This window comes from Actinophytocola sediminis, from assembly GCF_054779715.1.
This window is the reverse complement of the sequence record NZ_BAAGXS010000018.1, coordinates 317,830-335,269: the sequence shown is the minus strand read 5'-3', so window position 1 is coordinate 335,269 and position 17,440 is coordinate 317,830. Positions and strand designations below refer to the sequence as shown.

Here is a 17,440-nt window from a genome sequence, read left to right as displayed (position 1 = left end):
AACGGCAGGTCCGGGTTCGCCGCGACCGTGGCGAGCAGCCGCACCAGCCGGTCGACGAGCGCCTCGACGGTGTCCCGGTCGAACAGGTCGGCGGCGTAGTTGACCGACACCGTCAGCCCCGGCACACCAGGAAGTTCGTCGAACGCGAAGGCCAGGTCGACCTTGGCCGCGTCCAGCTCCGCCGGCAGCGCCTCACCGATGGTCCCGGCCAGCGCGGGCGCGGCGAGCTGGCGGTAGTTGTGGTTCACCAGCACCTGGAACAGCGGATGCCTGGCCCGGGAGCGACGCGGCGCCAGCTCGTCGACCAGCCGCTCGAACGGCACCTCCGCGTTGGCCAGCGCGCCGAGATCGGTGTCCGCGACCCGCGCCACCAGCTCGGTGAACGCCGGGTCGCCGGTCAGGTCCGTGCGCAGCACGACGGTGTTGACGAAGAACCCGACGAGGTCGTCCAGCGCCGGGTCGACCCGGCCGCCGACCGGGGTGCCGATCGGGATGTCCACCCCCGCGCCGAGCGCGGACAGCAGGGTGGCCACGGCCGCGTGCAGCACCATGAACGGGGTCGCCCCGGTGCGTCGAGCGATCGCTTGGAGACCACTGTGGACCTCCGGGTCGACGGCGGCCTCGACCACGCCGCCCCGGTGGCTCGCGACGTCGGGCCGCGGCCGGTCGGCCGGCAGGGCCAGCTCCGCCGGCAGGCCGTCGAGCGCGGTGCGCCAGTAGTCGAGCTGGCTGTCGACGTCGAGTTCCTGTTGCCACAGCGTGTAGTCCGCGTACTGCACCGGCAGCGGTGTCCACTGTGGTGCCCTGTCGGCCCGGCGGGCGGCGTACGCGGCGGCGAGGTCGGTGAACAGCGGGCCTGCCGAGAGCGCGTCGGCGGCGGTGTGGTGGGCGAGGACGACCAGGACATGGTCGGTGGCCGGCTCGCTGAGCAGGGTGACCCGCAGCGGCGGCTCGTGCGCGAGGTCGAACCGGTGCGCGAGCACCGAGGGCAGGTCGGCGACGCCGCCGGTGGCGAACGGGACCGGCGGGTCGGCGAGCACGTGTTGGTAGGGCTCGCCGTCAACGGTCACCAGCACGGTGCGCAGCGACTCGTGCCGGGCCACCAGGTCGCCGACCGCGGCGGCCAGCGCGGCGGTGTCGACGTGCCCGGTGAGCCGGGACACGAACGGCACGGTGTAGGCCGAACCGGTGTCCGCCAGCTGTTCGAGGAACCACAGCCGCCGCTGCGCGTAGGACAGCGATATCCGCTCCGGTCGTGGGACCGGGCGCAACGGTGGCCGGGTGGTGTGCTCGTCGAGCCGGCTCGCCATGGCCCGCACCGAGGGGTCCTCGAACACGGTCCGCAGGGACACCGCCCGGCCAAGGGTCGCGCGGATCCGGGCGACGAGCCGGGTGGCGAGCAGCGAGTGCCCGCCGAGGTCGAAGAAGCTCGCGGTCACGTCGGTCACCGGTTGGTCGAGCACCCTGGCGAAGATCCGTGCGAGCGCGGCCTCGCGGTCGTTCGCCGGCGCGACACCGTCCTCGGTGTCCGGTGTGGACACCGGCAGGTCCGCCAGCGCCCGCCGGTCGACCTTGCCGCCGGGCAGCCGGGGCAGTTTGGGCAACGCGGCGAACGAGGTCGGCACGAGGTGGGCGGGCAGCGCGGCCCGCACGGCGGCGCGGACCGCCGCCACATCCACGGTCGCCGGCATCACGAACGCGGCCAGTTCCCGTTCCCCCGCACGGTCTCTGGCGACCACCGCGGCGGCCGACACGCCGGCCACCCCGGTGAGCACGGCCACCACCTCGCCCGGCTCGATCCGCGAGCCGCGGACCGTGAGCTGGTCGTCGGCGCGGCCGAACAGCTCGATCCCGCCGGGCGTGCGGCGGGCGAGGTCGCCGGTGCGGTAGAGGCGGCCGGGGCCGAACGGGTTGGCCACGAACCGCAGCGCGGTGCGCGCGGGCGCGGCGAGGTAGCCGCGGGCGATCCCCGTGCCCGCGAGGTACAGCTCACCGACGACCCCGGTCGGCGCGAGCCCGAGCCGGGCGTCCAGGACGTAGGCGGCCGTACCGTCCACCTGGCCAGTGAACGGGCCGGTGCCGTGTGCGATCAGGCTGTCGCCGCTCGCCTCGGAGCAGCCGTACAGGTTCACCGCGGTGGTGAACGCCGGCGGCAGCGGTTCGCCGCTGGAGATCCAGGTGCGCACCGACGACAGGTCGGCGGCGGTCTCCTGCCGCAACGCGGTCAACAGGCTTGGCACGCCGGTGATCCGGGTGACCTGGTGTCGCCTGGCGAGCGCGGCGAGCGCGTGCGGATCGCGGCGCTGGGCGGCCAGCACCACGGTGGCGCCGCCGACCAGGCCGCCGAGCAGTTCGGTGCTGGCGTCGACGAACGCGGGAGAACTCTTGGCCAGCACGACGTCGTGCGCGCCGAGCGGCAGCGCGCGTTGGCCCCAGGCGAGGCGGGCGGCGAGCCCGGCGTGGGTGCCGACGACCGCCTTGGGGCGCCCCGAGGAGCCGGAGGTGAACAGCACATACGCGGGGTGTTCAGGGCGCAGCGGCGCGGTGCGTTCCTCATCGGACAGTCGCGCGCCGGAGTAGGCCGTGGTGTCCACGTCGTCGAGCACCACCCGAGGACCTGCCCACCACGCAACCGCGTCCCGGGTGGCGAGCACCAGGTCCGGTGCGGCGTCGGTGAGCATCAGCCGCAGCCGCGACTCAGGATAGTCCAGATCAAGCGGCAGGTACGCGGCCCCGGCCTCCAGCACCGCGAGCAGGCCGACCACGAACCGGGTCGAGGGCGCGCAGGCCAGTGCCACCACCGACTCCGGACCGATGCCGCGGGCCACGAGCAGCCGGGCGAGATGGTTGACCTGCTTGGTGAGCCGCGCGTAGGACACCTCGCCGCCCGCCGGGTCGACGAGCGCGATCCGGCCGGCGTTGCGCATCGCCGCCTGCCGCACGAGGTCGGCGGTCAATGGTCCGGACACCGGCGCGGGCCTCGTCACCTCCCGTTCGGCGGCCACGAGGATGTCGGGTGTCCAGATCGGACTGTCCGGTACGGACACCAGGGCGGTGAGCAGCGCGCACAGCCGGTCGGCGAGCGTGGCGACGGTGGCCGGCTCGAACAGGTCGGCCGAGTACTCGATGCCGCCGCCGAGCGGGCCGTCCTCCTCGCGGAAGAAGCTGAACGACAGCGCGAACTTCGCGGTGTCCAGGCCGAACGGCACCGCGGAGCTGACCAGACCGGCGACCCCGAGGTCCATGTCCAGCTGGTGCTGGTGGGTGACCATCACCTGGAACAGCGGGTTGCGGCCGGCGGCCCGCGCCGGCGCGAGCACCTCGACGAGCCGCTCGAACGGCACGTCCGCGTGCTCGAACGCGGCCAGGTCGGTCTCCCGGACCCGGCCGAGCAGCTCGGTGAAGGTCGGGTCGCCGGCCGTGGACACCCGCAGCACCACCGTGTTCACGAAGAACCCGACGAGGTTGTCCAGCGCGGCGTCCGAGCGGCCGGCCACCGGCGCGCCGAGCGGGACGTCCTCGCCAGCGCCCATCCTGGTGAGCAGCACGGCGACCACGGCCTGCACGACCATGAACTCGGTGACGTCGGCGGCGCGGGCCAGCGCGATCAGCCGCGCGTGCACGTCGGCCGGGAGGTCGAAGGGCTGGTAGCCGCCCCGGCCGGTGATCTCCGCGCCTCGGTGGTCGACCGGCAGCGCGAGTTCGTCCGGTGCGCCGTCGAGCGCGGCCCGCCAGTAGTCGAGCTGGCTGTCGACGTCGAGTTCCCGTTGCCACAGCGTGTAGTCCGCGTACTGCACCGGCAACGGTGTCCATTGTGGAGCACGGCCGGCGCGGCGGGCGAGGTAGGCGGTGCGCAGGTCGGCGAACAGCGGGCCGACCGACCACTCGTCACCCGCGATGTGGTGCAGCAGCACGAGCAGCACGTGCTCGTCCTCGGCGAGCCGGAACACCGTGACCCGCAGCGGGATCTCGGTGGCGAGGTCGAACCGGTACGCCGCCGCGGCCGCGAGCCGCTCGTCCAGGGTGGACTCACCGGTCGGGATGACGGTGATCGGGACGGCCACGTCGGTGCGGATGAGCTGTAGGTCGTCGGCGAAGACGGTGCGCAGGCTGTCGTGGCGGGCGAGCACGTCGCCGACCGCGGCCGTCAGTGCCGGCACGTCCAGGTCCCCGGTCAGGCGCAGCACCGACGGGATGTTGTAGGCCGGGCTCGGGCCGTCGAGCTTGTGCAGGAACCACAACCGCCGCTGCGCGGGGGACATCGGGATCCGGTCGCCTGGGTGGCGGGCGGTCAGTGGCGGGCGGGCGGCGGTGGTGCCGAGGCGAGCGAGCAGGCCGCGCGGGGTGGGGTGGTCGAACACGTCGCGGATGGTCGCAGTGTCCCCGAACGCGCTCCGGACCCGCGCGAGCAGCCGGGCGACGAGCAGCGAATGGCCGCCCATGGCGAAGAAACCGTCCTCCTGAGCGACCGCCGGGAGGCCGAGCACGGCGGCGAACAGGCCACACATCAGCTCGAGGCGCGGGTCTCCCCGGTCGGCGTGCACCGTGGTGCGGGTGGTCGGTGCGGGCAGGGCTGCCCGGTCGATCTTTCCGTTGGGGGTCAACGGGAACGCGTCCAGCACCACGATCGCGGCGGGCACCAGATGGGCGGGCAGTGTCTCGGCGAGCGCGGTCCGCAGGTCGCCGTCATGCCTGGTGGACATGACGTGCGCGACCAGCCGGGTGCCGGTCGCCTGGTCCTCGTCGGCGACCACCAGCGCACCGGTCACGCCGGGCTGGGCGAGCAGCGCGGACTCGACCTCGCCCGGCTCCACCCGGAACCCACGGATCTTGACCTGGTGGTCGGCGCGGCCGGCGAACTCCAGGGTGCCCTCCGCGCGCCACCGGACCAGGTCTCCGGTGCGGTAGAGCCGTTTCCCGGCCGCCGTGGCGACGAACCGGGTGGCGGTCAGGCCGGGTGCGCCGGCATAGCCGCGGGCGAGCCCGAGGCCGCCCACGTACAGCTCGCCGACCGTGCCGGGCGGCACCGGCCGCAGCCACTGGTCGAGCACGTGCACGGTGGTGTTGTGCACCGGGATGCCGATCGGGAGCGCCGTCCCGGCGAGCCCGGCCGGACTCGCGCGCCACAGGGTGACGTCCACTGTGGTCTCGGTCGGGCCGTAGGAGTTGAACAGCGTGTGCCCGGCCTCGACCCACCGCCTGGCCAGCTCCGGCGGGCAGGCCTCACCCGCGACGATCACCACCGCGCCACTGGGCACGGCGGTGGTGGGCAGTTCGGCCAGCGCCGAGGGCGGCAGGGTCAGGTGGGTGACGCGGTGTTCGGCCAGCAGCGCGGCCAGCACGTCGCCGAGCCGGTGCTCGGGGGGCACGACCACCAGGGTGGCGCCGGTGGTGAGCGCCATGACCTGCTCCCACACCGAGGTGTCGAAGCTCTGCGAGGCGAACTGCAGCACCCGGTCGCCGGGGCCCGGCCGGAAGTGCTCGGCCACGGTGTGCGCGAGGCTCGGCAGGCCGAGGTGGGTGACGACCACGCCCTTGGGCCTGCCGGTCGAGCCGGAGGTGTAGATCACGTACGCCGCGTTCGCGGGCTGCGCCGAGGGCGCCGGGTCCTGTTCGGACAGTGCGGCGGCGGTGCGCTCCGCGGTGGTGAGCAGGTCGGTCGGGGCGGTGGCCGGCAGCACCGGCAGGTGCTCGGGTTCGGTCAGCACGAGCGCCGGCCAGGAATCCGCGACCAGCAGCGCGATCCGCTCCGGCGGGTAGTCGGTGTCCACCGGCACGTACACCGCGCCCGCCTTGAGCACGGCGAGCATGGCCACGAGCTGGTCGCCGCCGCGGGGCAGCGCGACCGCGACCCGCTGTTCCGGCCCGACTCCGCGGTCGGTGAGGTAGCGGGCGAGGCGGTTGGCGCGGGTGTTCAGCTCCCGGTAGGTGATCGGCTCGCCGTCGCCGAGCACGGCGTCGGTGTCGGGGTGCGCGGCGGCGGCCCGCTCGACGAGTTCGGCGAACGTCGCCTCGCCGGCGTCGGCCTCGGTCCGGTTCGGGGTGGTCACCCAGCGGTCGTGCTCGGCCGGGGTCAGCCTCGGCAGTGTCGCGATCGGACGGTCCGGGTCGGTGGCGACCGCGGTGCACAACGCGACCAGCCGGGCGGCGATGCCGGTGACGTCCGGCACGATCTCCGTGCGGTGGCGCAGGTCCAGGCGCAGCCGCTCCCCCGGGGTCACGACCACGCCGAGCGGGTAGTGGCTGGCGTCGGTGCCGTCGACGGCCAGTACCCGCAGTCCGGCCGCGCGCCCGAGCTGGTCCAGTTCCTCGGTGCCGGCGGGGTAGTTCTCGAACACGGTGAACGTGTCGAACAGCTCGCCCCGGCCGTCCTGGATGTCGGTGAGGCCGAGATGTTGGTGTGCCAGCAACGCGGTCTGGTCACGCTGCACCCTGGTCAGCAGTCCGGCCAACGACTCGTCCGGGCGCAGCGTGACCCGGACCGGGCTGGTGTTGATCAGCAGGCCGAGGATCTCGGTCGCGCCCGGCACGTCGGTTCCCCGCCCGGACCCGGTGAGCCCGAACGTCACGTCGGTGCGGCCGGTCAGCTCACCAAGGACGAGCGCCCACACGCACTGCACCACGGTGTTGGCGGTGACCTCCAGCCGCCGCGCGGCGGCCAGCATCGCGGCGGTCGTGGTCTCGTCGAGCCACACGGTGTGCTCGGCGGCGGTGGCCGGGCCGCGCAGGTCGTGTCCCGCGGCCACCAGGGTCGGCTCGACCCCGTCGAGGTGGCGGCGCCACACCGCGCGGGAGGCATCGATGTCCCGTGTGGACAGCCAGGTGAGGTGGTCGCGGAACCGGGCGGGCGTCGGCAGGCCAGCCTCGGAACCCGCCTGCGCGTACAGCGCGAACAGCTCCCGCACCAGCAGCGGCATCGACCAGCCGTCGAGCAGGATGTGCTGGTGGGTGAGCACCAGGGTGTGCCGGTCGTCGGCGAGCCGGACGAGCAGGAACCGCAGCAGCGGCGGCTGTCCCAGGTCGAACGGCCGGTCCCGCTCGGCGCGCAGGACCTCGGCCGGCTCCGGGGTGTCGATCTCCTGCCAGTCGAGCGTCACCGCGGCCGGCACGAGCGCGACGGGCTCGCCGCTGCGCCGGAACCGGAACCCGGCGCGCAGGTTGGGGTGGCGGCGCAGCAGGGCCTCGGCCGCGGCACGCATCGCCTTGGCCTCCACGACCCCGTCCAGGTCGATCGTGGTCTGTACGGTGTAGACACCCGCGGCGGCGCCGCCGTAGCCCGCCCACAGCATGAGCCCCTGCTGGAGTGGGGTGAGGGGTAGTACGTCGGCCAGGCCGGTCACGAGGTCCTCCACAGTTCTTCGAACTCGTCGATCTCGTCCTGTGCCAGGTGCACCAAGGTGAAGTCGGCCGGGGTGTGCCCGCCGGCCGCGCCGTCGGCGGCCAGCCGGGGCAGCTCGGCCAGCGCCTCCTGGAACCGGGCGGCGACCGCCAGGACCTCGTCCTCGGCCACGCGTTCGCCCGGCCACGCGATCCGCCACCGCAGTTCCGGACCGCCGGGGCCGTCGACCGCGACGACCGTCACGTCCAGCGCGTGCGGGATGGGCAGGCCGGGTGGCACGTGCCCGCCGAGTGGTTCGCCGGTGTCCACCGGTTCGAACGCCCGAGGGGTGCCGGCGGCCAGCCGGCCGAGGTAGTTGAACCGCAGCTGCGGTGCGGGCAGGGTGGCCAGCTCGGCGGCGGTGGTGTCGTTGAGGTGACGCAGCAGCCCGAACCCGATGCCGCGGTCGGGCACGGCCCGCAAAGCCTCCTTGACCCGCCGGACCACGGCCGGCAGTTCACCGTCCACTCCGGACATCCGGACCGGGTACATCGTGGTGAACCAGCCGACGGTGCGACTGGTGTCCGCGTCCGGGAACAGCTCGTCCGCGCGGCCGTGGCCCTCCATGAGCACCGCGAGGTCGTCGTTGCCCACGGCCAGTACGAGCGCGGCGAGCAGCAGTTCCTCGGGTCCGGCGTGGAACACCTCCACCGTGTCCCCCAGCAGCGCCGCGGTGTCCGGAATGGACAGTTGACCGGTGACCGCGCGTTGGGTGAACGCGACGTCCCACACCGGGTCGAGCACGACGCCGGGCAGCGCGGGTGGCGCGGCCAGGGCGGTGCGCCAGTGGTCGAGTTCGGCGGTCCGACGGGGGGTGTTGGCCTCGGTGGCGAGCAGTCCCGCCCACTGGCCGAAGGTCGTGCCGACGGGGAACGGCTCGCCGCCCGTCCACGCGGTAGCCAGGTCGCCGAGCAGGATGCGCCAGGACACACCGTCGACCGCGAGGTGGTGGATCGTGACGAGCAACTCCCCTGCCCGCCAGGCCCAGTCGGTCAGCACACCCTGTTCGGGGGCGAGCCGGCCGGCCGCGACCCGATGGTCGCCGTCGAAGTCGAACAGTGTGACCTCGCGCGGTTCACCTGGGGCGAACCGCCACGAGTCCCGGTCGACGACCAGTCGGGCGCGCAGCATCGGGTGTCGCGTGAGGACGGTCGCGATCGTGGTGCGCAGCCGGGTCTCGTCGGCGTCGGCCGGCAGGCGCAGCAGCATCTGCTGGGCGTAGCCCTCGATCGGACCGCCGAGGTCGCGCAGGCTGTGCATGACCGGGAGCAGGCCGTCGGCGTCCGGCGCGGTGGCGTCGGAGCCGGTGTGCCGCACGGCGATCTGGGCCAGGGCCGTTGGCGTGCGGTGGGTGAACACGTCGGCGGCGGTGAACCGCAGCCCGGCCGCGCGGGCCTTGGCGACGAGTTGGATGGCGAGGATGCTGTCCCCGCCGAGCTGGAAGAAACTGTCGCCCGCACCGACCGCCGGCACGTCCAGGATGTCGGCGAACAGGGTGGCGAGCAGTGCCCCGGTCGGCTCGGTGGCCACCGGTGTCGCCACCGGACGTTCCAGTTCGGCGGAGTGGCCGCGGTACTCCCCAACAGCCGCGCCGGGATCGGTCACGCAGCGGTCCAGCCGGTCGAGGAACGCCGCCAGCAGCCGGCGAGCGTCCTGTTCGGACAGCGCATCACGGCGGAACTTCAGCGACACCCCCAACTTCGGGCCGGGGAACAGGGTCAGCGTCACCGGGTAGTGGGTGGCGTCGTCGGCCTCGATCGCGATCGGGCGCACGTCGCCGAAGCCGCCGAGCAGTTCCTCCTCGTCGAGCGGGTAGTTCTCGAACACCACGAGCGTGTCGAACAGTGGGCCGAGCCCGATGGCGCGCTGGATCGCGGCCAGCCCGGTGTGCTGGTGGTCGAGCGTCGCTGCCTGGGTGTCCTGCAGGCGGCGCAGCGCGGTCAGCACGGTGTCCCCGCCGGCGAACCGGGCGCGGGCGGGCACGGTGTTCACGAACATCCCGATGGCGGTGTCGATGCCGGCGATCTCCGGCGGTCGGCCGGACACCGTCACGCCGAACACGACGTCGCCGGTGCCGGTGGTGTCGGCGACGGTCATCCCCCAGGCGCCCTGCAGGACGGTGTTGACGGTGAACCCGTGCGCCATGGCGAGCGCGCGGACCGCCGCCGTCCGCTGTTCGTCCACTTCGGCCAGTACCTCGGCGGGCAGTTCGGTGGCCGGGCCCGGTTGGGCCGGCACGAGCATGCTCGGGGCCGGGAGCCCGGCGAGGACTTCCCGCCACACCGTGAGATCCGGTGCCCGCAGGCCGCGCAGGTAGGCCAGGTGGGCACCAAGGCCGGTGTCGGTGACCGCGCCGCCGGCGTACAGCATGAGCAGTTCGCGGACCAGCAGCGGCGCGGACCAGCCGTCCCAGGCGAGGTGGTGGCCGGTGATGGTGAGCACCGTGCCGCCGTCGGTGAGCGCGAACCGGAACAGCGGCGGGGCGGCGAGGTCGAACGGGGTGCGCCGGTCGCCGACCGTCCGCTGCACGGTGACCGGCACGGCCGGGTGCAGCACGCCGACCGCCTCACCGGTCGCGAGGTAGCGGAAACCGGTGCGCAGCGCGGTATGCCGGGCAACGAGCCGGGTCCCCGCGGCGGTGAGCCGGTCGAGGTCGAGCGGTTCGGCGAACCGCAGCACGACCCGCACGGTGTACACGTCGACCGCGTCGGGGTGGGTGTGCGCGAGCGCCAGCAGGCCTTCCTGCAGCGGGGTCACCGGCAGCACGTCGAGCCACCCCGGGCAGTCCTCGCCCAGACCATCCACATCGGACTGGGTGAGTCCCGGCCGGGACAGGTCGGACGGGGTGCGCCCGTCGACCTTCTCGTCGGCGAGCGCGGTCGCGAGGTCGGCCAACGCCTGGTCCAGCGCCTCCTGGAACACGGTGGTCGCGTGGTCGCCGGTGTGGTCCAGCCGCAGGTGCAGGTCGGCACCGGTGGTGTAGGCGGTGAGCTCGAGCGCGGCGGCCGGTCGCGCGTCGCCGGTGAGCGCCACCTCGTCGCGGTGGCCGAGGAAGTTCACCACCAGCTCCGGCTCCCCGAGCGCGGCCAGTACGGGCGCGGTCCTCGGGTTGAGGTAGCGCAGTTGCCCGTAGCTCACGCCACCGTCCGGCACGGCACGCAGGTTTTCCTTGACGTGCTTGAGCACCGCAACTGGTCCATCCACATCGGACAGGTCGAAGCACACCGGGTACAGCGTGGTGAACCAGCCGACCTGGCCCGCGTTCTCGTCGTCCCGGCCGTGGCCCTCGACGGCGATCGTCACCCGGCCGCGGTCGCGCATGGCCAGGACGACCGCCGCGGTCAGCAGTTCACCGCCGTGCATCCGGAACCGCTGCTCGGCGTGCCGCCACAGGTCGTCCCCGGTCGACACCGTCCACTCGAGAGTCCCCGGCGGGGTGTCGGCGGCGGGCAGCAACGGCTCCCGATCAGCCAGCACGTCACGCCAGTGGCCGAGCCGGTCGAGCACCGCCGCCGTGCCGGCCGACGTCACCTGCCGCAGCGCCCAGTCCCGGAACGGCCGCACCGGTGGCAGCGCGCGGCCGGCGAGCAGCGCGTCCAGATCGGCCCGCAGCACACCCCAGGACACGGCGTCGACCGCCAGGTGGTGTGCGGTCACCGACAGCCTGCCGGGAAGCAGCCGCCACACCACGGTCCTGCCCACCGTTGGATCCACCGATATATCCACAGTGGACTTATCGAACACCGGCTCCCCGGTCTCGGGCACGGTCAATGACCACAGCCCGTCCCGGCTCACGGCCAGGACGGCGCGCAGCAGTTCGTGCCGCGCCATCAGCGCGCGAACAGCCGCGCGCACGGCGTCCTCGGTGACCCCGGCCGGCAGCGGCAGCTCGGCGCGCTGGGTCGCCGTCAGGTCGCCCCGGTCGTGTGCCCAGTGCAGCATCGGCGTCAACGGCACCGGCCCGGTCGCGACCACCGGCGCCACCGGCGGCTGCTCGATGGCCGTGTGCCCACCGAGCGCGGCCGGGGTCTGGTGCGCGAACACGTCCCGCACGCCGACCGTGAGACCACGGGCGCGCAACCGGTTCACCAGCTCGATCGCGAGGATGCTGTCCCCGCCCAGCGCGAAGAACCCGTCGTCCGCGCCGACATCCTCGACCCCGAGCGTCTCCGCGAACGCCGCCCGCACCGCGCCGACCGGCCCCGTCGGCGCGGCGACCCTCGGCACGGCATTCGGCGCGGGCAGCGCCGCGCGGTCCAGCTTCCCACTCGACGTGAGCGGCAACGCGGCGAGCGCCACCACGACAGCCGGCACCGACGACGCCGGCACCACCGACGCCACGAACTCCCGCACCCCAGCGGGATCGACGGTCGCCGGCACCACATACCCGATCAGCCGCGGGTTTCCCCCGGCGTCGCGGTGCACGGCCGCGGCGGCCGCCAGCACCTCCGGATGCCTGGCCAGCGAGTCCTCCACCTCGCCGAGCTCGATCCGCACCCCGCGCACCTTCACCTGGAAATCGGTGCGCCCCAGGTAGTCCAGCGCGCCGTCGGCCCGCCACCGCACCAGGTCCCCGGTGCGGTACAGCCGGGTGCCCGGCGGCCCGTACGGGTCGGCGACGAACCGCTGCGCGGTCAACGCCCGCCGGTGGAGGTACCCCAGCGCCAGCTGACGGCCGGCGAGGTACAGCTCCCCCACCACCCCGGGCGGCACCGGCCGCAGCGCGACGTCGAGCACCCGGGTGTCGGTGTTCCACACCGGGGTGCCGATCGGGACCGGGGCGGTCGCGTCGGCGGGCGTGGTGCGCCACGCGGTCACGTCGATCGCCGCCTCCGTCGGCCCGTACAGGTTGTGCAGCTCCACCGCCGGCAGCGCGGCGCGGAACCTGGCCACGGTCTCGGCCGGCAACGCCTCCCCGCTGCAGAACACCCGCCGCAGCCCGGTACAGGTGGCCGCCGCCGGGTCGGTGAGGAACGCACCGAGCATCGACGGTACGAAGTGGACGGTGGTCACGCCGGTGGCGGTGATCTCCTCGGCGAGGTAGGTGGGATCGCGATGCCCGTCCGGCCGCGCGACCACCAGCTCGGCGCCGTGCGCCAGTGGCAGGAAGAACTCCCACACCGACACGTCGAACCCGGCGGGGGTCTTCTGCAGCACCGCGTCGCCCGGCCCGAGCGGATGCGCGTCGGCCATCCACGCCAACCGGTTCACCACCGCGCCGTGACTGACGATCACGCCCTTCGGCCGGCCGGTCGAGCCGGAGGTGTAGATCACGTAGGCCGGTTCGGCCGGCGTGGCCGCCCGCCAGTCCCGCCGCGCCGGCGTCGCCGCCAACGCCGCGACGTCCTCGGCGACGAGCGTCACGACCGGGTTCGCGTCGGCCACCATCAGCTCGCGCCGCTCGGCCGGGTGCTCCGGGTCCAGCGGCAGGTACGCGGCCCCGGCCCGCACCACCGCGTGCAGCGCGACGACCAGCTCGACCGACCGTGGAATGTCCACGGCCACCACGGTTCCCGCGCCGGCGCCCCGGTCGCGCAGTCCGGCCGCGACCCGGGTGACCCGGTCGTCGAACTCGGCGTAGGTGAGCCGGTGGGCGCCGAACCGCACCGCGGGCAGCGCCGCGTGCTCGGCCACCGCCCGGTCCAGCAACGTGCCGAGCGTGCCGGCCGGTACCGCGACGCGCGGCCCCGTGCTCTGGCGGCGGACCCGCGCCGCCTCCGCGGCCGGCAGCGCGCCGAGCGTGTGCGCTGGCCGGTCGAGGCCGGTGACCAGCTCGTCGAGCACGGTGGTGAGCCTGGCCAGCAGGGCGTGTGCCGTGCTGTCGTCGAACAGGGCGGTGGCGTACTCCACGAACACCGCGATCCCGCCGGTGTCCTGGCGTTCGGTGAACTTGACGGTCAGGTCGACCTTCGCGGTGCCCGTGTTGACCAGCTCGACCCGGCCGGTGTGCGCACCGAGCCGCAGGTGGTCCACAGTGGCGTGTTCGTGCACCACCAGTACCTGGAACAGCGGGTGCCGGCCGGGCACACGCGGCGGGTTGACCGCCTCGGTGACCCGGTCGAACGGCAGGTCGGCGTGCGCGAGCGCCTCGGTGTCCTCGGCAAGCACGCGGGACAGCAGCTCCCGAACCGTTGGCGTGCCGGACAGGTCGGTGCGCAGTACGACCGTGTTGACGAAGCATCCGACCAGGTCCCGCAGCGCGGTGTCGGCGCGGCCGTCGACCGCGGTGCCGAGCGGGATGTCCGTGCCGGCGCCGTGCCGGTTCAGCAACACCGCCACCGCGGTGCGCAGCACGGTGAACGTGGTGACCCCGGCGGCGCGCGCGCAGTCGGCGACCGCGCGGTGGGTCGCCGCCGGCAACACCCGGCCGGCGACCGCGCCGTCGGTCAGCGGCGTGTCCTGGCGTGGCCGGTCGACCGGCAGTGTGATCTCCGCCGGCGCCCCGGCAAGGCGGTGCCGCCAGAACTCCGCGTGCCCGGCGGCGGTGCGGTCGAGAACGGCGGCGTGCCAACGGGTGTGGTCCCGGTAGCGCACCGGCAGCGGCGCCCAGCCAGGTGCCCGGCCGGCGGCGCGGGCGGCGTAGGCGGTGGCGAGGTCGGTGAGCAGCGGGCCGGTGGCCGCGTGGTCGGCGGCGACATGGTGCAGTACCAGCACGAGCACGTCGCCGGTGGTTCCGCGCAGCAGCGTGCTCCGCAGCGGCGGCTCGGTGGCGAGGTCGAACGGCGCCCGGATGAGCGTGCGGATCTCGGCCTCCTGGTCGTCGGGGCGCACGACGGTGAACGCGTCCGCGTCGGCGAGCACGTGCTGCTGACCGTCGGCCAGTACCGTGCGCACCGTCTCGTGCCGACCGACGACGTCGCGGATCGCGCTCGCCAGAACCGTCTCGTCGATCGCGCCGGGGAACCGGATGACCAGCGGCACGTGGTACACCGGGCTCGGCCCGGCGAGTTGCTCGGCGAAGAAGAACCGCGCCTGTGCTGGCGACCATGGCACGGGCCCGTCGTCGGTACCCAGGACCAGCGGCACGCGGTCGAGATCCCTGGCCGCACTGTCCACCAGCTCGGCCAGCGCGGCCGGCGTGCGGTGCACCAGTACCGACCGCAGCTCCAACACCACCTCCGCGCGGGCACGCAGCGCGCTGAGCAGCCGCCCGGCGCTGAGCGAATGCCCGCCGAGCGCGAGGAAATCGTCGTGCACCCCGACCCGCTCACGACCGAGTACCTCGGCGAACAGGGCACACAACAACGCCTCGGTCTCGGTCCCCGGCTCCCGGTCCACTGTGGATGAGGTGGGCGCCGGCAGCGCGGCCACGTCCAGTTTCCCGTTGCCGGTCAACGGCAGCGCGGCCACCGGCACGACCGCGGCGGGCACCAGGTAGTGCGGGAGCCGCACCCGCAGGTGCGCCAACAACTCCCCTGGATCCACAGTGGACACCACGTACGCGACCAGGATCCCGTCCAGCACCACGACCGCGCACCGGGCGACCCCGGGATGGGTGGTCAACGCCAGCTCGACCTCGGCCGGCTCGATCCGGTACCCGCGCAGCTTCACCTGGTCGTCCACCCGGCCGAGATAGTCGAGCAGGCCGTCCTCCCGCACCCGCACCAGGTCCCCCGTGCGGTAGACCCGGGAACCGGGCGGGCCAAGCGGATCGGCGACGAACCGCACCGAGGTGGCCGCCGCCTCCGCGTATCCCCTGGCCAACTGCGGCCCGCCAAGATACAGCTCGCCGACAGCACCGGTCGGCACCGGCCGCAGCCGCCGGTCGAGCACCACCACCCTGGTCGCGCCGACCGGCGCCCCGATCACCGGTTCGGCCCCCGCGACCACCGCCTGGGTGGCGTCCACAGTGAACTCCGTCGGGCCGTAGCTGTTGACCGCCAACAGTTCTGGTTCCTCGGCCAGCGCAAGCCACAGCGGCGCCGGCACGGCCTCACCGCCGAACACCACCAGCCGTGGCCGCCACGACCCGGTCAGCAGGCCGGCGTCGACCAGTTCCGCGAGGTGCACCGGCGTGAGGTCCAGGTAGTCGATCCGCTCCCGGCGCACCAGGTCGAGCAGCGCGTCCACGTCGCGGTAGACGGTGTCCTCGACCACGACCAGTTCGTGCCCGGCGACCAGCCACAACACCGGGTCCAGCGCCGCATCGAACGCGAACGCCGCCGTGTGCGCGACCCGTAACCGCTGCGGGAACCGTGCCCGCACCCCGTCGCGGTGCGCGGCCAGCAGCGCCGCGACCGCGCCCTGGCTCACGTCCACCCCCTTGGGGCGCCCGGTGGAGCCGGAGGTGTGGATGACATAGGCCAGCGCGTCCGGGTGCGGCGCGCGGTCCGGGTCCGCGGTGGGTTCCAGGTGGTCGAGCTCGTCCAGGTCGACCACCGGCGTGTCCGGCGCGATGTCGGCCAGCGCGATCGTGGCCCCGCCACAACAGGTCACGATCAGCCGCGGTCGGACCTCGGTGACGATGTGCCGCAACCGTTCCGTCGGCTGCTCGTGGTCCAGCGGCACCCAGGCCGCCCCCGCCCGCGCGACCGCGAGCATGGTGATCACCGTCTCGGCCGAGCGCGGCAACGCGATCCCGACCACGTCCTCCGGCCCGACGCCCGCTCCCCGCAGGATCGCGGCCAACCGCGCGGTCTCGGCCGCGAGGCCGGCGAACGTCCACTCCCGGTCCCCGGCCCGCAGCGCGACCAGGCCGGGCGTGGACGCCACGGTCCGCAGGAAGATCTCCGCCAGCAACGGCTCCTCGGTCCCGGCCCGACCGACCAGCTGTCCACCGTCCACTCCGGACCGGCGCTGGTCGGCCAGCGTCAGGTCACCGACCGGCCGGTCCAGCCCGCGCACGAACTCGGTGAGGAACTCGGCGAACCGGTCGCCGTGCCCGGCCGCGCGTGCTGGGCTGTAGGTCTCGGTGTTGGCGTCGAAGTCGACCGCGAACCGCCCGGCACCGTGATACACCGACACGGTCACGTCGTCCACCGGCCCGGCGGCCAGGTTGTGGAACACCCCCGCCACGCCGGCGAAGTCCAGGCCGTAGTCGAAGAACTTGATGTTCACGCTCGGCCCGTAGAGGTCATGCACCTCCCGGCCGTCCACACGCAACAGATCCTCGATGCGATACCGCTGATGCGCCCGTAACGCACCGAGATCGGCCGCGACCGAGGACACGATCTCGGCACCCGCCCGGTCGGGCGCGGCGGCGACGATCAGCGGCAGCACGTTCGCCGCCATCCCGGGGACCCGCAACAGCACCGATCCCACCCGATCGGTGGTGGGGATGCCGATCCTGGCGACCGCGTCGCCCGTCATCCGGCACTGGTAGGCGGCGAACGCCGCGATCGCGATCTCCGCCCAGGTCGTGCGCCGCGCACGAGCGGCCGCGGTGAGCGCGGTCGCCGCGTCCTCAGCCACCCTGGCCGAGCGCCGCACGAAGGCCCGCGACCGCCCGGCCCGGCGGCCGCTCATCGTGCCCGCCGGCGAGGCGCCGGCCAACGCCGACCGCCAGAACTCCGCGTCCCGTTCCTGGTGCGCCGAACCGCGGTACTCCAGCTCGCGGGACACCAGCAGCCGCAACGGCGCGAACGGCGACGCGCTCGGCGACCGGTCGTGCGCGAGCGCGGTATATACCTCCGCGATCCGCCGGCACACCAACGGAAAGCTGTACCCGTCGATGGCGATGTGGTGACAGCGCAGGTACCAGTGATGATGATCGTCGGCGAGCCGGTACAGCACCGTGTGGAACACCGGCTCGCGCACCGGATCGGCCGGCCGCGCGAGGTCGGCCACCATCTGCCGCGATGCCGCCGCGCCCGGATCCACCTCGCCACCGAGGTCGACCACGGTCAACGCGCCGGCCCACCGCGCGCCGACGAGCTGCCGTTCCCCGTCCGGATCGATCCGCACCCGCAGCGTGTCGGCTTCCCCACACACCACCGCGCAGGCCCGCGCCAGCAGTGCCGAGTCGAGTGGGCCGCGCAGGTCGACGTAACCGCCGACGTTGTAGGCGGGGCTGTCGGGATCGAGTCGCTGGCCGAGCCAGATGCCGTGCTGTGCCGTGGTCAA

The 17,440-nt window shown here is 73.9% G+C and carries 2 protein-coding genes (1 of these 2 cut by a window edge); both read right to left on the bottom strand.

Annotated elements, in window-relative coordinates; genetic code table 11:
- Positions 1-7,340 carry the 5' portion of an amino acid adenylation domain-containing protein gene (locus ACYVIP_RS11845; RefSeq protein ID WP_460395177.1) on the bottom strand. The gene continues 6,073 nt to the left of window position 1, outside the view, so 7,340 of the gene's 13,413 nt are visible here — the first part of the coding sequence; the start codon lies at positions 7,338-7,340; the stop codon falls past the left edge of the window.
- Positions 7,337-17,440, bottom strand: a complete 10,104-nt coding sequence (locus ACYVIP_RS11840; RefSeq protein ID WP_460395175.1) for an amino acid adenylation domain-containing protein — start codon at positions 17,438-17,440, stop codon at positions 7,337-7,339. The genes ACYVIP_RS11845 and ACYVIP_RS11840 overlap by 4 nt, the downstream gene beginning before the upstream one ends.